The organism is Salipaludibacillus agaradhaerens (genome assembly GCF_002019735.1).
GTDB lineage: Bacteria > Bacillota > Bacilli > Bacillales > Salisediminibacteriaceae > Salipaludibacillus > Salipaludibacillus agaradhaerens.
This window is the reverse complement of the sequence record NZ_KV917378.1, coordinates 3,594,136-3,615,959: the sequence shown is the minus strand read 5'-3', so window position 1 is coordinate 3,615,959 and position 21,824 is coordinate 3,594,136. Positions and strand designations below refer to the sequence as shown.

The following is a 21,824-nucleotide window of genomic DNA, read 5'->3' as shown; positions in this document are numbered from 1 at the left end:
TCTTATTAAAGAAACGCTCCCCGTTAGCTTAAGCACAACCTTTCACAATCTAATTCTAAATGTTGTCTACCAATGCTTTTATTGCATTAACTACAACTTCTGGTTTATCATTTTGTATATAATGGGTACTATTTTCAGCAATTAAGAACTGACCTTTTGATGATGTTTTAGAAATCTCTTTCTGCATTTCATTCCATAACATTTGTGATTTCTCTGAGTAATGGGCTTTCTTTCCTGCCGATAGAACAACTAATGGTACATCTAATTGTCTTTTGGATTCTTTTAGTTGTTTTAAACTTTCCATAAATTCATCATAATTTCCTTCGTAAACAAATTGTTTGTTATATGCTTGTTGAAATTCTTTAGTCATTGTAGGGAGAAGCCTTTCTATATAATCTTCAGGCGTAGAATCAACCAAGATAAGTCCACAAACCTCATTGGGATATTCAGTTGCATATAATCGTAAATTAACTCCTCCAAATGAATGACCGACTAATATGTACGGCGGTTCTATCTTCGCTTTAATAAGAAGGGCTTTTAATTCTTTTACCATCTCACTGCTTGTTCTTGAGTTAGGACTTGGTTCACTCTTCCCAAGTCCTGCTCTATCGTAAATTAGAACATTCGAAAGCATTGAAATTTCTGCTATTACTGAATCCCAAGCCTTTGAATAATCCCCATAACCAGATTCCATTATTATAGTTGGTTTACCATTATTTTTACCAACTAATTTGGCATATAGTTTACAATTTTTTATTGGTATCAACATCTCTTTTATCATTTTATCCGTTCCTCTCGTTCTATTAATCGCATTAAATAACTCTTCTTCAACAAAACTACCCGATCAACAAGAAAAAGGCGATTACCTTTATTCAGCATCGCCATCCGTTAGCTTATGTGTATTTTTTACAATGTTTATTTTATGTCTTCATCTTCGTATTTTAAAATATCTCCTGGTTGGCAGTCCAATGCCTTACATATTCACTCTAATGTTGAAAACCTAATGGATTTTGCTTTACCATTTTATCTTTAATGTTAGATATGGCACAGGGGAACGAGCGAAAGTACACTTTTCTTACTATTCTCGTTTACAATGCTTCAAAACTCACCCTCAATTGAATTTGTGCTAGCCAAAAGCAGCAGCAAGTTGCATAAGGTGTGTTTGCGGTACCTCTGGTTTCAAAGGTGAGGTTATTCAGCAGACCTTATTTATCCATTCATCGATACACCTTCTAATAACTTAGCATGTTCAAACATTTTCACTGCTAGCTTTTAATGACATGAAGTGACTACTCTTTTCATCATCATTGCTAATGCTATATGCACTCTTTTAGAAATTTAAGTCAATCAATGTAGAGATATTTTGTCGCCATCTGTTGATAATTTTTTTGTTTTTTTTCGTTATTCATCATTCACTTCCTCATATCCCAAATATTCCATAAAAAAATTTCAATCATTAGTTTAATTTTTTGGTTAATTGACATACTAACCATAAGGTTATAAGGGGGTGAGACAGATGGCGAACAACAACAATAATAACAACAGAAACAACCGTAATAACAACAATAATAACAATAACAACCTCAATGTAAACAATGTAAATGAAGAGTTTGCAAATGAGAATGATGCCCAAGATGTAAACAACCGCAACAATCGTAATAACAGAAATAACCGTAATAACAACAACTAATACCTAGCACATGAAAAGGCGTTCAGCCTGTGGCTGGACGCCTTTTCTCTCCCTTAAAAAACTCTCCGACGTTTGATGTTTTATATTAGTCAGCTACAGCTATGGCTTCAATCTCAATTAACAAATCGTCCGTAATAAGCCTACTCACCTCTACAGCCGAACTAGCTGGTGGATTTTTTGTATTAATGTACTGATCTCGGATTTCTCTGACAGCCTTCATTTGCGATATATCAGTTAAAAAGAATGTCAATTTTACGACGTCATCAAAAGTTAATCCAGCTGCTTTTAACGCTATATGAATATTTTCAAATACTTGTCTTGTTTGCTCGGCTAAATTTCCAACACCGACAACTTCCCCATTTTCGTCAAAAGCTATTTGCCCTGAAATATAAATGGTTCGTGAATGTCTAGCATCTACTACGTGGGTGTATCCTGCTGTTTTCGGCATGTTTTCTGGATTGAGAAACTTTTTTGTCATCGGCTCTTTATCCTCCATTGATTTTTTGTAAGTAGTTCCTTCGTTTTTATCACCAACTCGTTCGTCTACTGTACGTGTGATTTCTCATGTAATAAAAATAAGCTTTCTAAATCTCCAATATTTCATGGTGGCTTATTACTATAAAGGAATATTTTGTTTTTTACAATAATTAAGGTATGTTATTAAAATAAGAGGATAGTTCAAGATAAACTTAATAATAAAAACCCGGCAAAATGCCAGGTCTTTAAGAGTTACTTAACAAGATCTCTTTTAAAAACGGATCATCCAGCCACTCGTTTATCTGTCCTGTGGAGAATCCTTTTGAAACATTAAGGTCAATAAGCGTTCCACCAGAATAGCCGAAAGATGCCGACCTGTCTGCTATTGTATCAGGTCCTTTTTCTAGGACATTCTTCAGCTTTTTCAGCATGTTTTGAAAGCTTTTTTCCAAGTCGTTTTTCGGATTTTTAGCCGCTTCAATCACTCGATCAAGTCGTTCGTTTCCTCCTACGATCTCACCATATTCATTCAAGGTGACATCTGACAAGGTCAACCCAGTGGTTGTGTTCAAAAACTCATTCACATGCCATTTTTCGTATGCGTCTTTATTTAACGGTGTGCCGTTTTGTTCACCGATCAGCTCCGTGTGGTTTAAAAGGCGCGCACCAAACCGTTTATCGCTGTCATTTAAGACAGATTCGATTTGTGCTTTTTTTTGTTCGTCTTGAATGCCTTCAACTGTAATGTGGTTATTTCCGTCAACATGCAAAGTCAGATTTTCGTGTTTGGAAAGGGAGATGCCACTCTCTTGTAAAACCTCATCGATCTGGCTGTTTAGACGCTGCCTGTCCATATAAAGATTGTAAATTTCAAATTGAACACCATTCATTTGTGACCGTACTGTCGGTGCGTTATTTTGGGCTGCTTCAGCAGCCTGCTTGCTGATGGAGAGGGTGTCTTTTTGTCTGATCTCCTGCGATTGTGAACCTTTTGTTTTTTCCGAACTATTCTTGGCTACCAACTGCAGCAGTTGGTCTGAATAAAGCGAATACTTTACACTGTCTCTAATATTCATGGGAGCTCCTTTCATGGCAATGACATTATTTTGTTTTATATCGGTCTATATTTGAATCTTTTTACCAACCGTATGTTGAATCGTATTGATAATTGAACTTTAGTTGTGGTGATCTCCATGTTGAACTGCTCCAAGCAAGTGAGTAGTAACGGACATTCCATGTCGTTTTGACTGGGAGTGCAAGTTCATGCTTTAAGTCCGGAAACAATGTCCCACCTGAAACCGATGTATGCCAGACGCCTTCTTCCTTGTTCAGCACTTCTCTGTAGGTGTGGCCAAGACTCGGAGAAATCGTTCCCTCAGCGGAAACACTTCTTACAATCGCCCCATCAGGAATAGCCGAGACATTTGCAAGATTAACGACGGCAATCGGCGACACAACTCCTTGTCCAGGGCTTGAAATGGATGACGGGGACAGATTCGCCGTATAAGTACCACTTTTCATTCTATCGATAAATTCAAGTCTATAAAATCCCCATCCGTCAAATGAACCATCTTTAGATATGACGACAGCAATGTACCTGCCTGTCTCCGGAACATCCAAGCGAATAATCTCGTTTTTATTTCCCATTCTTTCAGAAGATCCTACCGCAGGATAGCCGTAAGAATCCTTAAATAAATATAAATCATAATCGGTATTTGCTGGGATGTTCTTTAGGTGAATGGCAAGCTGTTCTCCCTTGGTGGCATAAAACTTGTAATAATCCCTATCGCTTTCACTATGAATCGTTGCAGAAATCGTCTTGTACTTCCACAGTCCTAAATCATAAGCTTCAGCAAAAGAATTATTTGGTTCATATTCATCTTCGTATACATTTGCCGAAACCGACATTGCTGAGATTGCCATCAAAAATAAACTGAACATTAACAGAAACAAACTTTTTTTCATTTGTCCTTGCCTCCCATTTATTTTATCACCAAAAAGGAACTCCCTTCCTTATATCGGTAACAAAAATGGAAAGTTAAAGAAAATATTATAAAATTATAGAATTTTTGTATGTGATTTGTTTTGGTGGTTGATTTCGATTATCACACTGGCTCTACTCCAAATTAAAGCCAGTGTGATAATCTGAGGTTATCGCCCGTAGGATAAAGAGACTCGCTGATTGGACTGTTATATTCCATAAAATAAAAGTCTCAAACGTGAGTCTAAGTTTAATTAACATTCAATATCTTAATAGACTTCTAATTATTAATAGTATTTTTAATTCGATATATAGTCTCATTAATTCCAATAGGATTATGCCCACGTTTTATATCTGAATATAACTGTATCTTCATTTCTTTTGTATAATAATCATCACTAAGGTGAGATAATCCCAAAATAAATGGATTTAGATGGTGAGTTAAGTCTCTTCCACTGGTTACATTTTGTAAATAAGTGATTTCTGGTACATACTTTATTTTTTTATAAAAATCCCGTACATTTAATTTTTCAGAGTAACTTTCGATAATTTCTTTTCGTGATAAAGATGGTTTCGTAGTTTCAAACATAGCATTAACATGACGATCATAGTAGTTCCAAACTATAGTTTGAGGATTATTTACTAACACTTTTGAACCTTTTAGTAAGCCTCCCAGTAATAATGACATAAAACCACCAGCAGAGCTTCCATAGAACAGAGTTTTCTCTTTTTTAAGGTTAATTTTCTCTAAAAGAATCTCTAATATTTCTGCTATTTCTGTTAAATAGTGTCTGTCCCCAGTGCCAAACCCCCAGCCTATGTTAATTTCCCCTAAATATAAAGTTGGATCATTATAAAATATTAGCGTCTCATCGAAATGCTCCATCCATTTATGTCTTTGAAAAATAGGCGGTTCTAGCTCTGAGCTAGCATCATAAGCACCCGAACCAAAAATAATTGCCTTATCATTTCTTTTTTTTACTCTTATTAAAAAGTCAAAGTCTACTTCGTCTTTTGTGATAGATAGAATAAAAGGTGAATTTAATTGTATAGTGAAATTATTTAAATCCGCAAAATCTATTCTATATCTCTCAAACTCATTAATCATGTTGTTTACCCCCTAGTACTAGAATAATAATTCTATATTAACTTTCTTAATATCTATTAAAATAGTGTTTTTATTTTAAAAATATAAAAGTACAGCCTTCGTTTCCTCTTATACTATATAAACTGTCTGTGAGTCCAAATAGTGATATAAATCAGGTTAAATGAACCTTTATCAGATATTTTTACCCTAGTGCGCAAGAAAGAAGCCGCCCCCCAAAAGAAGGACGACTTCCATAACTGTTCATACATATATGTATATCCACCATAATAATCATTTGGTGGAGACGGTGGGAATCGAACCCACGTCCAGAGATAACGATACTTAAGCGTCTACGAGCGTAGTTAGTTTATTAGAAATTCGCCATCACGTCAGCCAACTAACAGGCTTCTATGAGGCTAACCTGATTAATCTCTTCCAATCGTCCTCAGGTGGTGGATTCATGGCGTATCCCACTATAAGTGAGTCCCTGATCCTTCACATGGGCGATGAAGGGAGGAACCGCTAGCAGGGTTTTTACGCCGCTGCTAAAGCGAAGTTGTTATCTTCTTTGCCAACTATAGGCGATGGGCGTTTTATACGAGGACACCCAGCTCGACTCGCAACTTAAGCTCGACCTACCCCTGTCGAATCCAGAACGTCCCCATGTAAGAGAACGTTAAGGGTATAAGTCATTATTCAGTTCCTTAACGGTAATTATTATTATAACATATATAGATTGGCGGTCAAATGGTAAGCTTCACCAGCTTATCTTCCTAATTGATTATCCTTAAAAGCTCGCTGGATTTCACGCTTTGCATCTTTTTGCTTAAGGTCTTCGCGTTTATCATACTTTTTCTTCCCTTTTCCGAGTCCAATTAATACTTTTGCCACACCGTTTTTAATATAAATTTTCAATGGAACGAGTGTGTAGCCTTTTTGCTGAGTAAGTCCGATTAATTGGTTTATTTGTTTGCGGTGAAGTAAAAGTTTACGTGTGCGTACTGGATCATGGTTATAACGGTTTCCTTGCTCATATGGACTAATGTGTAGATTATGAAGCCATGCTTCTCCCTGTGCCACACGTGCAAATGAATCTTTCATGTTGACGCGTCTGTTACGAATCGATTTAATTTCTGTCCCAGTAAGAACCATACCTGCTTCATACGTTTCTTCAATATGAAAATCATGGCGTGCTTTTTTATTTTGTGCGATGAGTTTTCCTTCTGTTGCCATAGTTATTGCATCCTTTCCGACACCCTCGTGACATTCATAATACCAAATTTCGGTGATAGCTTCAATTTGTTTAAGGGAAATCTTTATTTTTCAGCAACAATAGCCGAGTTTTCAGCATTAGCATTCACTTTTCACGCATCTCTCCCCTTTTTTCACGCATCAACCTGCATTTTTTCAGCAGCTCCACCCCTTTTCCACACATCTTCCTCCAGTTTTTCAGCAACATTCTCAATCTCACTTCCACAGCTCGGCCCAAAAAAAGAGCTCACCTCAATAGGTGGGCTCTCACTTATTCGGTTATTTCTTCTTTTTCTTACCTTTTAATCGTTTGTTTTTAGGAGCGTTTTCGTAAAAAGCTTTTTTCTTACGTTTTTTCTTTCGCCCGGAGTATTCCTTGTCTTTGTCGTCTTTCTTTTGACGGCGACTACCGCCTTCAATGACGCGTGGCGCCTCTTTTTTGCGGGCTTTTCGCGGTTTCATTCCCACAACTTCAAAGTCAATTGCGCGTTCGTCGACGTTGACGTTAGTGACACGGACTTCGATTTCATCCCCGATCCGGAAAACATTGCCGGTTCGTTCTCCAATCATAGCGTAACGTTTTTCATCGTAATGGTAGTAATCGTCAGTGAGATAGCTGACATGAACAAGACCTTCAATTGTATTCGGAAGTTCTACAAATAGACCAAAGTTTGTCACGCCGCTAATAATGCCGTCATATTCTTGCCCAACTTTATCTTCCATGAATTGAACCTTTTTCAGCTCGTCCGTTTCTCGTGAAGCGTCCTCTGCCCGACGTTCCATTTCAGATGAATGACGCGTTAATTCAGGAAGCTTTTCACTCCATTTTTCCAGCGTGTCTTCGTCTGTTTTCCCTTCAATGAGATAGGTTCTAATAAGCCGGTGAACAATTAAGTCAGGGTATCGACGAATAGGTGATGTAAAATGGGTATAGAAATCTGCCGATAAACCGAAATGTCCTGCATTTTGTGGGTCATAGCGTGCTTGCTTCATGGAGCGCAACATCACTTGGCTGATTACCGCTTCCTCTGGCTCTCCTTTTACTTCTTGGAGAAGTTCCTGAAGGGCGCGCGGATGAATCTCATTCCCTTTTCCTTTCACCACATATCCGAAGTTGGTAATGAATTCGAGGAATTGATTCAATTTATCTTCATCTGGATCTTCATGAATCCGGTAGACAAACGGTGTTTTCATCCAATGAAAATGCTCTGCCACTGTTTCGTTCGCCGCTAACATAAATTCTTCAATTAGCCGCTCAGCAACTGATCGGTCGCGGAGTACGACATCCGTTGGTGTTCCTTCGTCATTAACAAGCACTTTCGCTTCCTTAAAATCAAAGTCGATTGCACCGCGGGAGAATCGTTTCTTTCGAAGAATTTCCGCTAGCTCCTCCATGTCTTTAAAAAATGGAATAAGCGATTCATAACGTTGTTTTACCTCATCATCTTCGTCTAATAAAATTTTCCTAACATCTGTATAGGTCATCCGTTCATTTGTGCGGATGACACTTTGATAGATGTCATGGTTGACAACTTCCCCATTCGCCGAGATTTCCATATCACACGATAGAGTAAGACGGTCCACTTGCGGATTAAGTGAGCAGATTCCATTGGATAAACGGTGAGGAATCATCGGGATCACTCTATCAACCAAATAACAGCTTGTTGCACGGTCGTAGGCTTCCACATCAATCGGTGATCCTTCTTTGACATAATGACTAACGTCAGCAATATGAACACCAAGTAAATAGTTGCCGTTCTCTAATTTTTTTACCTGAACAGCATCATCTAAATCTTTAGCATCAGCTCCGTCAATCGTCACGATTGTTTCTTCTCGCAAATCTCTTCGACCAGCCAAGTCTTCTTCAGCTATCTCATCTGGCACATCGTTCGCCTGGTCAAGAGCATCCTGTGGGAATTCTCCTGGTAGTCCGTGCTTATGAATGACTGATAGAATATCGACACCTGGATCATTTTTATGGCCCAGAACTTTAATAACATGACCTTCAGCGCTCATACGGCTTTCAGGGTGCTTCGTTATTTCCACAAGAACCTTATGGCCATCAACAGCGCCCAGTTCCTGGCCTTTCGGGATTAAAATATCAGCCGGGATTCGCTTATCATCAGAAACGACAACCCCGTAATGTTTATCATCCACATACGTGCCGACCGTTTGTGTAACCCCTCGTTGTAAAATACGGATAATGGTCCCTTCTGGTCGTGCCCCATTAGATTTTCTCTGCAATCTCACGAGGACTTTGTCTTTATTCATGGCGTTGTTCATTTCAGTACCCGCAATAAAAATATCATCCATCCCCTCATCCGTTTTCACGAAGGCAAACCCTTTGGGATGCATAATGACCTCTCCACGAATAAGATCCATTTTTTCTGGCAGGCCATAACGATTCGTACGTGTACGGACGATATCACCTTGTTCTTCTAGTTCATTTAATGTTTTGACGAATTCTTTAAAATGGCTGGAATCTTCTAATCCAAACGCTTCTTCCATTTCTTTTATGGATAATGGCTTGTCAGCGTCATGTTTCATATAATGGAGGATTCCTTCTTTTGTTGTATCTGTCATAATGGCTTTCTCCTTTCTTGGCGGGAGAGGGGTGGATGCTAATTAGTCGTTCCAGTCCAGTTCCTCTAAAAATGCATAAATATCCTCATGTAGCTGATCCCGCTCTTTGTCTAATGTAATAACATGGCCCGATTCTTCGTACCATTTTAATTGCTTATGATGACTTTCAATCTCATTGTGGATAATGTTAGCACTGTCTGTATTAATCATGTCATCATGACGAGCTTGTACGACAAATGTTGGAGCATAGATCATATCAATATGATCTCTCACTTCTTTGTTTAGCTTTTGCAAAGCCTTTAATGTCGTCATCGGTGTTTCTTTAAATTTTTCCATTTCCTTTTCGATTTGTTTATCATCTTTCCCTTCCCATTTTTTATACTTTCTCGCATATGCGAGCACACCTTGATACATTGTTTCTTCACTTTTAATATGCATTGGGGCACACATGGGAATTATGCCCTTCACAGGTAGTGTGTACCCGAGCTTTAAGGAAAATACACCCCCTAATGACAAACCGGCAACAGCGATGTCTTTGTGCCCCATTTCTTTTAAATGATTGTATCCATCTTGAACATCTTTCCACCAATCATCAGGCCCAGTTTGAACTAATTCCTCTGGTGGTACACCATGGCCTTTCATATGGGGGGCATGCGATGTGTACCCCTTTTTTTCTAAAAAGCGCCCGAGCATTCTTACATCGGCAGAATTGCCAGTAAAGCCATGTAATAAAAGCACCGCACGTTCTCCTGCTTCAAATGTAAATGGTTTTGGTTGTGCGACTTTCATCATTATGCAAACGTCCTTTCATGATCGTTATCTCAATATATTTTGGAATTGGGAATAAGGAGAACTCACGAATTGCCAACTCTAATAACTAATTAGGTTGAATATCAGTTAAATCATCGTCATTCGTACACTGATAAAAACGTCTATTAGCTATCCAGTTAACGTATAAGTGTATTATAGAATATCAACTTATTTATGAAAAAAATCATCTATCATCTTTAAAAGTTCATCTTTCTCGTCACCAAACCAAATGTAATGCTTTGCCTCTGGAAAATAAAAAAGTTCTTTCTCTTTTGATTGAATATGTTCATAAATATATTCTGCACTCTTCTCAGGTACAAGACCATCATTTTTACCTTGGATAACGAGTGTCGGAGCCGTGATTTCATCTACATGAGGTCGTAACCGTTTAACCATTTTGGCAAATTCAAATGTAGCTGTCATCGGCAAACGCTGAATTTTCGCTTTATAAAATTGATAGATATCATCATCATCTAAATCCCCGCGGATACTTTCAATCAACCAGCCTCTCATATCTTGCATAAGTTGCTTAATGTTCAAATAGTAAATAGCTGAACTTATAAGGACTAATCTCTCCACTGGATATTTAGAAGCGAGGTAGCTTGCAATGACACCGCCCATGGAAAAGCCGATGACATACACTTTATCACAGCGGTTCAGCAATTCCTTCATAGCAACCTCTGCTTTATACAGCCAATGCTTATACGTGACCGATTTTAATCCTTCCTTTGTGCCATCATGACCTGGTAATTCAGGACAGTATACGAGCCAGTTCTTATCCTTTAGGTGATGCTCTATTTCTGCTGTTTCATCTGGAGTTCCTACAAACCCGTGTACAATAAGACATCCTATCATGACTATCACTCCTGTTGCTTCCCTTTTTTAATTTTATGAAATGACAGGTATCTTTGTCACGCAGTCCGTTTTGAATATCCTTCTTTTTTCTTTTATTCCCTTATGGTATAAGCTTTAACCTTCAAAGAAGCACTGTATGAGTTGTGGTGACATATATTCTAAGAAGAGATACAAAAACAGGAATAGGCAAACAATTTAGTGTTTGGAGGTAACTTACCGCCCCAATCCATATCGAAAGAAACCATGTCTTTCCCATAGTTTTAAATGGCCTCTCTCATCACGACTTACACATGCAAAAAGCAGCAGACTCATGTCTGCTGCCTGAAATTATCGTCATTATACAAAGAATGCAACGGCTAACGTCAGTAAAAAGAAAAGAACACCAAGAACAACGGTTGCTTTGTTTAAAACAGCTTCCAATCCTCGTGCTTTTTGTTTTCCGACTAATTGTTCTGCACCACCAGAGATGGCGCCAGACAATCCAGCACTTTTACCTGATTGTAATAATACAACAGCAATTAACAAAAGTGATACGATGACAAGTAAAACGGATGCAACAGCTCCCAAACTTTACACCTCCAAATGGACATCTAAACCTTCTAAAAATATACCATGAAATAGGTATCTCTGCAAGACTAAGTCAGTACAAAGCTTCACTTTAGACAACTATCACTGCACTTCTTAGTTAATCCAATTTTTTAATATTAGTTCTTATATGAATCAATTTCATAAATCAGGTTGTATCGTTATTTCCAAACGTTATGTTATGACTCATCCCCACTACAATTGATGTTCCGTATGGATCGTCTTCAACTCATTCTTCCTTTGCAAAGCTCAGTCAGAATGGATTTTCAGACGTCGCTTTCACCCAAGGTTATCACTTTGGCTTTCTAGTCCGTGGAGAAGCTGGCCCATCCTCCCAAAGCTCCGCCTTACTTCGTTTTCCGCAGGCGTCTCCGCTATTCCAGCAGAATCTTTAGTTAAAACCTTTCAACAATTATGACGTGCAAGTTTTTTTGAATACATTGTAGGATGACTTTGCCCCTGCTTTCGAAATATTCGCCTGTCGCTGCTGTCATATGAAGGTTTACAGGGTATTCATTAATCTCAATCTAATCAAAAATCAAACCAAACGTTGAAACCCCCGGCTTAGCCGAGGGTTTCATCAATGTTTCATCTTAATTATTTGTTTAAGTTATAGAATGCTGAGTTTCCAGCATATTGACCGATATATTGAAGTTCATCTTCAATGCGAAGAAGTTGGTTGTACTTCGCAACGCGGTCCGTACGTGATGGTGCACCTGTTTTAATTTGACCGGCGTTTGTAGCTACTGCGATATCAGCAATTGTGCTGTCTTCTGTTTCACCTGAACGGTGAGAGATAACATTTGTGTAGCCAGCACGTTTAGCCATTTCAATCGCTTCAAATGTTTCAGAAAGTGTTCCGATTTGGTTCACTTTGATTAAGATGGAGTTACCAATGCCTTCTTTAATTCCTCGAGAAAGCTTTTCAGTGTTTGTTACGAATAGATCGTCACCTACAAGCTGAACTTTATCACCAAGACGCTCAGTTAGTAATTTAAAGCCTTCCCAGTCGTTTTCATCAAGGCCGTCTTCGATGGAAACAATCGGATATTTTTCACAAAGCTCAGCATAAAATTCAACCATTTCTTCAGATGTTTTAACAACACCTTCACCTTTTAAGTTGTATTTTCCATCTTCGTAAATTTCAGAAGCTGCAACGTCCATAGCTAACTGGATTTGTTCACCAGGCTTGTAGCCAGCTTTTTCAATTGCTTCGATGATGGTTGACAAAGCTTCTTCGTTAGAAGATAAGTCAGGCGCAAAGCCACCTTCGTCACCTACTGCTGTGTTATAGCCTTTTGAGCTAAGGACTTTTTTAAGGTTGTGGAAGATTTCCGCACCCATTTGAAGGGCTTGAGTAAAGCTTTCCGCTCCTACAGGCATAATCATAAATTCTTGAATATCTACGTTGTTATCTGCATGCTCTCCACCATTTAAGATGTTCATCATTGGTGTTGGAAGAGTTTTGGCGTTAAAGCCACCTAAGTATACGTATAAAGGTAATCCAAGAGCTTCAGCTGCTGCACGTGCCGTCGCCATAGAAACACCTAAAATAGCGTTAGCGCCTAATTTGGCTTTGTTAGGTGTACCATCAAGTTCAATCATTAATTGGTCAATACCAAGTTGATCAAGAGCATCGAAGCCAACTAATTCAGGGGCAATTACTTCGTTTACGTTTTCGACTGCTTTAGAAACACCTTTCCCCATCCAAGCGTCGCCACCGTCTCGTAGTTCTACTGCTTCGTATTCACCAGTAGATGCACCACTAGGAACGATAGCACGACCGAAAGCGCCACTTTCAACGTGAACTTCTACTTCTACTGTTGGATTCCCACGAGAATCAAGTACTTGTCTTGCATAAACGTCTGTAATTAATGTCATAATTGATACACTCCTTTAGTTTGGACTATAGAATAAGATTCGGATTGGCAATGTAGTGTAGAACAGTATGGTCCCATCATCGCAAACCATAAGTTGCTCAGAGAGCCTTATACTGTTTTACCTTACGGTTACCATTGTACAGGAACTTATCCAAAGTTAATAATTTTGTCTAAATCATAGTTCTATTATTATTTTTTAATCAATGATTTACCAGTCATTTCTTCCGGCTGATCCACATTTAATAATTCAAGCATTGTAGGAGCAAGATCTCCTAAAATACCATCTTCACGTAATTTTACGCCTTTATCAGTTACGATAACGGGAACTGGATTCGTTGTATGTGCAGTCATCGGTGTGCCTTCTTCAGTAATCAGCACATCAGCATTCCCATGATCAGCCGTAATAATCGTTTTTCCACCTTTTTCCTCGATTAAATCAACGATTTTCCCTAAGCACTCATCCACTGCTTCAATCGCCTTAATCGTTGGCTCCACTTTCCCTGAATGACCAACCATGTCCGGGTTAGCAAAGTTTAAGATAATCATGTCATGCTTATCAGCTCGTATCTCGTTTAGAAGAGCGTCAGTTACTTCATAAGCACTCATTTCAGGCTTTAAGTCATAAGTAGCCACTTTAGGTGAATTAATCAAAATCCGTTCTTCTCCTGGGAATTCTTCTTCCCGCCCGCCACTAAAGAAAAATGTAACGTGTGGGTATTTTTCAGTTTCAGCGATGCGTAATTGCTTTAATCCCGCATCAGAAACCACTTCACCAAGGACTTTATCTAAGTTTGTCGGCTCAAAAGCGACGAGACCTTGAACTGATTCACTAAAATGAGTCAAGCACACATAGTGCAAGTTTTTAGGAAATCTGTCTCCTCTATCAAAGTCAGAGAATTCAGGGTTCGTAAATACTTGTGACATCTGGATGGCACGATCTGGACGGAAGTTGAAGAAAATAATCGCATCTTCATCGTTAATCGTTCCCACAGGTGTTTCACCGTCTTCTTCTGTCATAACTGCCGGCAATACGAATTCATCATGGATGTCATTTGTGTAAGAGTCTTTTAATGCTTCGGTTGCAGAGCGGTATTTCAAGCCATCACCGTATACCATTGCGCGATAACTTTTTTCTACACGGTCCCAACGCTTGTCTCGATCCATGGCATAATAACGACCTTGGATAGAAGCTAGCTGCCCTAACTGTAGTTCCTTCATTTTCTCTTCAAGAATCTGAATATACTTATCAGCTGATTGCGGTCCTACATCACGGCCGTCAAGGAAGCCATGGACGTAAACTTCTTCGACACCTTTGTCTTTGGCCATTTCTAGCAATGCCATTAAATGGTTGATATGACTATGAATCCCGCCGTCAGACAACAGACCATATAAATGAAGGGCTTTCCCTTTTTCTTTAACATGCTTCATGGCACCAAGGAATGTTTTATTTTGGAAAAATTCTTTTTCTTTAATTGCAAGATTCACTCTCGTTAAACTTTGATAAACAACTCTTCCGGCTCCGATATTAAGGTGCCCCACTTCAGAGTTCCCCATCTGACCTTCTGGAAGCCCCACTGCTAAACCACTTGCTTGTAGTGTCGCATGAGGGTAGTTGTTCCAGAAACGATCGAAATTTGGCGTATTAGCCAAGGCTACAGCGTTTCCTTCTGTTTCTTCACGAAGGGCAAATCCATCGAGAATGATTAATGCTTTAGGTTGCTTACTCATTTCCTGCCTCCACAAGTTGTAAAAATGATTCGGCTTCGAGGCTCGCTCCTCCTACAAGGGCGCCGTCAATATCTGATTGGCCAAGAAGCTCTTTAATGTTTGCAGGTTTTACGCTGCCTCCATATTGAATGCGAACAGCTTCGGCTACTTCTTGTGAGAATGTGCTTTCTACAACTTTACGAATCACACCACACGTGTCGTTAGCATCTTCTGATGAAGCTGTTTTACCTGTACCAATTGCCCAAATAGGCTCATAGGCAATGACAGTTTGTTTAACTTGATCTTCAGACAATCCTTTCAAGCCTGCATTCACTTGTTTAGTAACCACATCGTTTGTTTTGTTAGACTCGCGCTCTTCTAGTGTCTCTCCTACACACACGATTGGTGTTAAGCCATGTTTAAAAGCTGCATGTACTTTTTGGTTAACAGTTTCATCAGTTTCGCCGAACAACTCACGACGCTCAGAGTGACCGATAACAACATATTGAACACCTAAATCACTTAATGCTACAGGGCTCACTTCACCAGTGAATGCACCATTTTCTTCAAAATACATGTTTTGAGCGCCAACTTTTACATCAGTGCCTTTTGCTTCTTGAACGAGTGCATCAAGAAAGAGGAAAGGAGAGCAAATAACAGAGTCAACTTTATCATTAGAAGGAACCCGTCCTTTCACTTCATTCAGAAACTCAAGTGCCTCTGCTTTCGTTTTGTTCATTTTCCAGTTTCCTGCAATAATAGGTTTACGCATGAAAATGCCTCCTAAAAGTTATTTATCGTTTAATGCCACAACACCAGGGAGTTCTTTACCTTCGATGAACTCTAGGGAAGCACCGCCACCTGTTGAGATGTGGTCCATTTTATCTGCGTAGTCAAATTTTTCAACAGCTGCTGCAGAGTCACCACCACCGATTACAGTATACGTATTATCCGCATCTGCTAAAGCTTCTGCCACACCTTTTGTACCTTGAGCGAATTTCTCCATTTCAAAGACGCCCATAGGTCCGTTCCAAATGACGAGTTTGGAACTTTTTACAACATCACGGTATGTTTCGAGTGTTTTAGGACCAATATCTAATGCTTGCCAATCTGAAGGTATCGCATCGATTGCAACGACTTGTGTATTGGCATCCTCGCCAAACTTATCAGCGATAACACCATCGATAGGCATATAGAATTTAACACCTTTCTTTTCAGCTTTCTCCATGAACTGCTTCGCTAAATCAATTTTATCTTCTTCTAGTAAGGATTCGCCAATTTCGTGTCCTTGAGCTTTGATGAATGTGTAGGCAAGTCCACCACCGATGATTAGGTTATCAACCTTGTCTAAAAGGTTATCGATCACACCGATTTTATCCTTAACTTTTGCCCCACCGATGATCGCTGTAAATGGACGCTCTGGATTTGCCATTGCTTTCCCTAGTACCTCTAGTTCCTTTTCCATCAAAAGGCCTGCTACAGCTGGAAGGTGCTTTGCAATCCCTTCTGTAGAAGCGTGGGCACGGTGTGCAGCACCGAATGCATCATTTACATAAACATCAGCAAGCTCTGCCATTTGTTTCGCAAGATCTCCATCATTTTTCTCTTCGCCTGCTTCAAAACGGACATTCTCAATTAATACAACATCGCCGTCGTTTAATTGTGAAACGGCTTTTTGTGGTTCTTCTCCCACAACCGTATCTGTTTTAATAACAGTTTGTCCGAGTAAATCACTTAGGCGCTTTGCTACAGGGTCTAACCTTAGTTCATCAACTGCTTCGCCTTTAGGACGACCTAAGTGACTAGCAAGAATCACTTTTGCCCCTTTTTCAATAAGGAGCTGAATTGTAGGGAGTGCAGCACGAATACGCGTATCATCCGTTACTTCTCCGTTACTCATTGGTACGTTAAAGTCCACACGGCAAAATACGCGCTTTCCTTTTACATCTATATCTCTAATTGACTTTTTATTCATCGGAAGTTGCCTCCTTTAGGGTGGGTCAAGTGTCTGTCAAACCTTTTTATTAAGCATTAGGTAAAAGAAAGATCCCAAGGTAATAAGTTAAAGGAGACAGGACACGTGCCCGTCTCCTTTAAAGTGGCAAACGCCAGGATCGATAAATCGTGTTAAATTAAAGACCTTTTTTAGCGATATACTCAACAAGGTTAACAACTTGGTTAGAGTAACCTGTTTCGTTGTCGTACCAAGAGATAACTTTAACCATGTTTCCTTCCATAACCATTGTAGAAAGCGCATCAATTGTAGACGCATACGCGTTACCATTATAGTCTCTAGAAACAAGAGGCTCTTCGCTGTAACCAAGGATTCCTTTAAGGTCACCTTCTGCCGCTTCTTTAAATGCTGCATTAACTTCTTCAGCAGTTACGTCTTTACCAAGCTCAGCTGTTAAGTCAACAAGTGACACGTTAGGTGTTGGAACACGCATTGCCCCACCATTTAATTTTCCTTTTAATTCAGGAAGTACAAGCGCTACTGCTTTAGCAGCACCAGTTGTTGTTGGAATGATAGACTCAGCTGCTGCACGTGCACGACGGTAGTCCTTATGTGGTAAATCAAGGATTTGTTGGTCGTTAGTGTAAGAGTGAACTGTTGTCATCATACCACGCTTTAATTCAAACTTATCATTAAGGACTTTAGCAAATGGCGCCAAGCAGTTAGTAGTACAAGATGCGTTAGAAATCACGTGATGGTTAGCTGGATCATATTTGTCTTCGTTAACACCCATAACGACAGTAATATCTTCGTCAGATGCAGGAGCAGAAATAATAACTTTTTTCGCACCAGCTTCAAGGTGTTTAGCTGCAGCTTCACGTTTTGTGAAGATACCAGTAGATTCAACAACTACGTCTACGCCACGCTCTGCCCATTTAAGGTTTGCAGGATCTCTCTCTGCAGAAACGTTGATCTCTTTACCATTTACAACAAGGTTATTCCCTTTAGCTTCTACTTTCACATCAAGCTTTCCGTGAACAGAGTCATATTGAAGTAAATGTGCAAGCATGTTGGCATCAGTCAAGTCGTTTACTGCTACAACCTCAACCTCTGGATTTTGAAGTGCTTGTCTAAATACGACACGTCCAATACGTCCAAAACCGTTAATACCTACTTTTGTTGCCATGATTAAATTCCTCCTTAGTTTTACTAAAGCTTTATATTTATATCAAAGGGAAAGATAAATCCCTTGAATAAAATCACCCATATTTCCTATTATCTTATATAGTCTGATCTAAACTTATTTTTTTAACAGGGCTCTTGCTGCCCCTTCATCAGTGACGAGTGTTTGACTCGGTCGCTGCTTCATATAAGCATCAATCGCTCGTGCCTTTGATGCGCCACCAGCTATTGAAATAATGGTTGGAATATTTTCCAAATCCTCAAGCTGCAAGCCAATGGTTCGGACCTTATGTATAATGTCTCCTGTGTGATTAAAATAATAACCAAATGCCTCTGCAACTGCATTTTTTTCATGTAATTTTTTTAACACATCAGTAGACGAGTTGCGTCTGACTGCCATCGTTTCAGCTTCACCAATGCCATGAATAACCAATGTGGCTGAATGGATGAGCTCAAGTATTTCTTGAACCGAAGGCTCACTCACAAGAGATTCATATGCTTCCTTACTCAGCTGGTCAGGAACGTGAAGTAACTTATACGTTCCCATCGCTTTTCTCGCCATTGTAGCACATATCGTGTTAGCCTGGTTTTCAACCTGTTCACCAAGGCCACCTCTAGCAGGAACAAAAAGCGTCTCTTTTAGATCTGAGTCTGGTATAAGCATTTCGGCCACGGCTGCTACAGATGTGCCACCTGTGACCGCAATAATATTGTTATGCGGCGAAAGGTTCTGTTTAATGAGGTTAACACAAGCACGCCCCATTTCTTTTTGAACCCATGGATATTCATCGCTATCCCCGGGTACGATATGAACCTCTTGAACGTTTAATTTACTTTTTAACTCTTCTTCCATTGTCCTTGTGTGAAAGACGTCTTTCATAACCACTTCCAGCTGACCAAGTAAATTATTCCCTTCATGGGATAATGTCATTCCAGTTGAAGCAAATTCAACGAGACCTTGATCTTTAAGGAAAGTGACTTCGCTCCGCAAAACTCTTTCTGACATTTCTAAATTACTGGCTAGCGTGCGCCGCCCAATGGGTTGCATTAAGCGGATAAACCGTAATATACGGTATCGTTGCCCGAGAACATCTACTAAGTCAGGCAATAATTTTTTTTGCAAGTCTAACAGCATGTTCATCGGTATTCTCCTTTTCATCGCTCAAATTTTCGGGACTCATCAGGTCCCTTATAGACATATTATGTCCCACCCAGGCGAAAAAAAGACCCTTTCATTTAAAAACAACCACGATAGTATGTGTAGATTAGATAAGCGTAAAGTTTCCTAACAATACATTTACGCCATACTTTTACTACGTACATGTTTATTGTAGCAAGGAAAAGGAATGTTAGCAACAAGTTTGTTTGTGAACATTTTGTAACTAAAATGAATATTCCAATTGACGAACAAGAAATTAAATAGTTGCTGTCACATGATCGTTATAAAAAGGACTACAGTGAAACACTGTGACTCCCAGAGTACAGCGACACCTTCAAGTAAATGATGTGAACAGTTTCCTCGCATCATTTACCTGAAGTCCTCTAGTGAGCGTTTGTCTGTAGTGGGAGATCACTATATTAGGCGTTTTTAAGTGTATTTTAATTTATGAAATAGGTTCAAATTGAAAACAGATGATTGAATTTTTCTTCTAAGTGATTAATAGAGATGATCCCTTCATCTAAAACGATTCCATCCTCCGTCTCAATAACAGGAATACGGATCTGATATTTTTCAAGCCATTCATCCTGTGTATAAATATCCCTTTTTTCAATTGAAAAGTGATGTTTGTTTTGTAATATTCGAAGTGTCTCAAACCCTTCATCACATAATGAGCAGTCGCTCTTTGTATAAAAATAGATGGTCAACTAAATCGCTCCTTTATGAAAATCGTTTGCGTTGAGATGACGAAGGAATATGCAATTCTTCTCTATATTTAGCAACGGTCCTTCTTGATACATTCATAAAATACTCTTCTTTTAAAATATCAGCTATTTTTTGATCCGATAATGGCTTTTGTTTGTTCTCTTCATTAATTAAGCGCTTTAAATAAATTTTCACACGTTCGGAAGAAGCTGCTGAGAACGTTTTTTTCCCTACTGCAGCATTAAAGAAATATTTCAATTCATAAAGGCCCCAAGAAGTTTGAACATATTTTTTTACAGTAGCTCTCGACACTGTAGATTCATGAATCCCAACTTCTAATGATATGTCTTTTAATGTCATTGGCTCTAAGTACGCAGGACCATGCTTAAAAAAACTGTATTGTTTCTGAACGATACACTTCATCACTTTCAATATTGTCTGATGACGTTGTTCAATACTGCGAGAGAGCCACTGTACCTGGTCATATTTTTGTTTGATATAAGTTTGAACATGCTGTTCCTGGTTTGTTAACAGGCGTTTATAGTCACGATTAATTCGTACCTTGGGCCTGCTTTCTTCATTTAACTTCACCACGAACCTATCATTTATTAGGGATACTGTGACATCTGGTACGACATAACGGGCTAGTTCCTTGTGAAAAAGTGCCCCTGGCTTCGGATTTAAGGTTTGAATAAAATCAGCTACATACTGTACTTCTTCCAATGACACATTTTCTTTTTTAGCAATATCTTTATATTTATTTTTGGCCAAAAGATCCAAGTGGTTCTTAATAACCGCCTCAGTAAGCGGATCTTTAACTTCCATATGAGTAAGTTGAATTAATAGACATTCTTTTAAGTTACAAGCCCCTATTCCATATGGTTCAAGCGATTGAATGATCGCAATCCCTTGCTGAACATCACTGATACATTCTGTCATGTCTTCTGCCAGTTCCAATGCTGAATGAGCTAAATAACCGTTCTCATCCAAACTTAAAGAAAGGTATGTGACAATACGCCTCATATGGTCAGTTAAGTTTATCATGCCAATTTGATTTAACACATAATCTTGCAACCCCTCTGTCTCATCACTGATATGATCTAACAAGGAATAATCATTTTCACCTTCATGAAAAGAGGGATAATCATACATTGATAGCCTATCTTGTGTCCCCGTTTCTACGACGACTTGTTCGTTTGTAAAGTCCATTAAAGGATTTTCAAGCTGTTGTTCATGTAAGTAAGCGTTTAGCTCTGAAACGGAATATTGGAGAATGGTTATAGCTTGTCGAAGTTCATTCGTCATAATTAGTTTCATTGATTGTTGTTGATATAATCCAAAATCCATACTCATCCGATCAAGCCCCCTTCACCTTATTATACATGATCCGATCTCTTGTTTGTGGCTGAGCGACAAGGTTTTAATAGGATTATACTATTTCTATGTTAAATAATTTAACAATGTTCCTCTGTGCCTTATTCCTTGTTTTTGGTTTGGCCGCCCCTCCAATGTTAATGAGACAAACTCCTCTAGACATGCGCCATGTACAGAGAATTTCATCCGAGTTGAGCATATACCCTCGATTGTGGAACAATCAGTCAATCGTTTTTAAGAAAAACATTAAATATGTGTAGGTCTACAACTATCGGATATGAATAACTATATGGTCTCATGATAAAACCGCTATCATATAATTGTATGGCTGAAAGCTATCTGTAAGTCGCCGTGTTGAGTAAACTGTAAAAAGAACAATAGTTGTTTGAAACTAAACAAGAACGGTTATGATGAAACTGGGAGTAAAAAGAGATTTATTTGTAATGTAAAATATTTGACCTTCATTGACCATTAAGGTTATGATGGTAGCATAATTAGAAGTTGCGTTTGGCCCATTCGCTTTAGTCAGCATACCCCAAGCCAT

Annotated in this window: 20 protein-coding genes and 1 other RNA gene; 1 reads left to right on the top strand and 20 read right to left on the bottom strand. The window is 38.9% G+C overall.

From position 1 onward, the window contains the following. Nucleotides 1–55: 55 nt before the first annotated feature. Together BK581_RS16565 and BK581_RS20605 are read right to left on the bottom strand one after the other, a co-directional pair. The gene (locus BK581_RS16565) at nt 56–781 is read right to left on the bottom strand and encodes an alpha/beta fold hydrolase (protein ID WP_078579208.1); all 726 of its coding nucleotides are present in this window, start codon (nt 779–781) and stop codon (nt 56–58) included. A 134-nt stretch (nt 782–915) separates the two neighbouring features. After that, nucleotides 916–981 (bottom strand): helix-turn-helix domain-containing protein, encoded by a 66-nt coding sequence (locus BK581_RS20605; protein WP_407690353.1) that lies wholly within the window; start codon nt 979–981, stop codon nt 916–918. A gap of 535 nt (nt 982–1,516) precedes the next feature. Here BK581_RS20605 and BK581_RS20185 point away from each other — a divergent pair. After that, complete coding sequence (locus BK581_RS20185; protein ID WP_169837763.1) at nt 1,517–1,690, top strand: hypothetical protein; 174 nt, start codon at nt 1,517–1,519, stop codon at nt 1,688–1,690. Between the two features lie 85 nt (nt 1,691–1,775). Here BK581_RS20185 and BK581_RS16555 read toward each other — a convergent pair whose 3' ends face one another. The 18 genes from BK581_RS16555 to rpoN form a co-directional block, all read right to left on the bottom strand. Beyond that, nucleotides 1,776–2,168, bottom strand: coding sequence for a RidA family protein (locus BK581_RS16555; RefSeq protein ID WP_078579207.1), 393 nt, complete (start codon nt 2,166–2,168; stop codon nt 1,776–1,778). Nucleotides 2,169–2,412: 244 nt separating this feature from the next. Beyond that, nucleotides 2,413–3,243, bottom strand: coding sequence for a DUF4885 family protein (locus BK581_RS16550; RefSeq protein WP_078579206.1), 831 nt, complete (start codon nt 3,241–3,243; stop codon nt 2,413–2,415). Nucleotides 3,244–3,304: 61 nt separating this feature from the next. Next, a complete protein-coding gene (locus BK581_RS16545) occupies nt 3,305–4,090 on the bottom strand; it encodes a PPC domain-containing protein (protein ID WP_245829116.1) in 786 nt (261 codons plus the stop codon). Between the two features lie 338 nt (nt 4,091–4,428). Next, nucleotides 4,429–5,256: a glycosyl transferase family 2 gene (locus BK581_RS16540; protein WP_078579204.1), complete on the bottom strand. Its 828-nt coding sequence runs from the start codon at nt 5,254–5,256 to the stop codon at nt 4,429–4,431. Between the two features lie 275 nt (nt 5,257–5,531). After that, nucleotides 5,532–5,898, bottom strand: a transfer-messenger RNA (tmRNA) gene (gene ssrA / locus BK581_RS16535). Between the two features lie 102 nt (nt 5,899–6,000). Further along, entirely contained in the window at nt 6,001–6,468 is a 468-nt protein-coding gene (gene smpB, locus BK581_RS16530; protein WP_078579203.1) for an SsrA-binding protein SmpB, read from the bottom strand. 297 nt (nt 6,469–6,765) lie between these two features. Further along, complete coding sequence (rnr, locus tag BK581_RS16525) at nt 6,766–9,069, bottom strand: ribonuclease R (protein WP_078579202.1); 2,304 nt, start codon at nt 9,067–9,069, stop codon at nt 6,766–6,768. 42 nt (nt 9,070–9,111) lie between these two features. Further along, a complete protein-coding gene (locus BK581_RS16520) occupies nt 9,112–9,858 on the bottom strand; it encodes an alpha/beta hydrolase (RefSeq protein WP_078579992.1) in 747 nt (248 codons plus the stop codon). A 189-nt stretch (nt 9,859–10,047) separates the two neighbouring features. After that, nucleotides 10,048–10,734 (bottom strand): alpha/beta hydrolase, encoded by a 687-nt coding sequence (locus BK581_RS16515; RefSeq protein WP_078579201.1) that lies wholly within the window; start codon nt 10,732–10,734, stop codon nt 10,048–10,050. Nucleotides 10,735–11,070: 336 nt separating this feature from the next. Then, complete coding sequence (secG, locus tag BK581_RS16510) at nt 11,071–11,301, bottom strand: preprotein translocase subunit SecG (RefSeq protein ID WP_078579200.1); 231 nt, start codon at nt 11,299–11,301, stop codon at nt 11,071–11,073. Nucleotides 11,302–11,916: 615 nt separating this feature from the next. Next, on the bottom strand, nt 11,917–13,200 hold the full coding sequence (gene eno / locus BK581_RS16505) for a phosphopyruvate hydratase (protein ID WP_078579199.1): 1,284 nt from the start codon (nt 13,198–13,200) through the stop codon (nt 11,917–11,919). A gap of 188 nt (nt 13,201–13,388) precedes the next feature. Further along, complete coding sequence (gene gpmI / locus BK581_RS16500) at nt 13,389–14,927, bottom strand: 2,3-bisphosphoglycerate-independent phosphoglycerate mutase (RefSeq protein ID WP_078579198.1); 1,539 nt, start codon at nt 14,925–14,927, stop codon at nt 13,389–13,391. Further along, nucleotides 14,920–15,678 (bottom strand): triose-phosphate isomerase, encoded by a 759-nt coding sequence (gene tpiA / locus BK581_RS16495; protein WP_078579197.1) that lies wholly within the window; start codon nt 15,676–15,678, stop codon nt 14,920–14,922. Before tpiA ends, gpmI begins: the two co-directional genes overlap by 8 nt. 18 nt (nt 15,679–15,696) lie before the next feature. Next, nucleotides 15,697–16,881 (bottom strand): phosphoglycerate kinase, encoded by a 1,185-nt coding sequence (locus BK581_RS16490; RefSeq protein WP_078579196.1) that lies wholly within the window; start codon nt 16,879–16,881, stop codon nt 15,697–15,699. Nucleotides 16,882–17,038: 157 nt separating this feature from the next. Next, a complete protein-coding gene (gap, locus tag BK581_RS16485; protein WP_078579195.1) occupies nt 17,039–18,046 on the bottom strand; it encodes a type I glyceraldehyde-3-phosphate dehydrogenase in 1,008 nt (335 codons plus the stop codon). Between the two features lie 114 nt (nt 18,047–18,160). Beyond that, complete coding sequence (locus BK581_RS16480; RefSeq protein ID WP_078579194.1) at nt 18,161–19,183, bottom strand: sugar-binding transcriptional regulator; 1,023 nt, start codon at nt 19,181–19,183, stop codon at nt 18,161–18,163. Between the two features lie 476 nt (nt 19,184–19,659). Continuing rightward, nucleotides 19,660–19,908, bottom strand: a complete 249-nt coding sequence (locus BK581_RS16475) for a glutaredoxin family protein (protein WP_078579193.1) — start codon at nt 19,906–19,908, stop codon at nt 19,660–19,662. Between the two features lie 13 nt (nt 19,909–19,921). Next, complete coding sequence (gene rpoN / locus BK581_RS16470) at nt 19,922–21,259, bottom strand: RNA polymerase factor sigma-54 (RefSeq protein ID WP_078579192.1); 1,338 nt, start codon at nt 21,257–21,259, stop codon at nt 19,922–19,924. Nucleotides 21,260–21,824 lie beyond the last annotated feature (565 nt).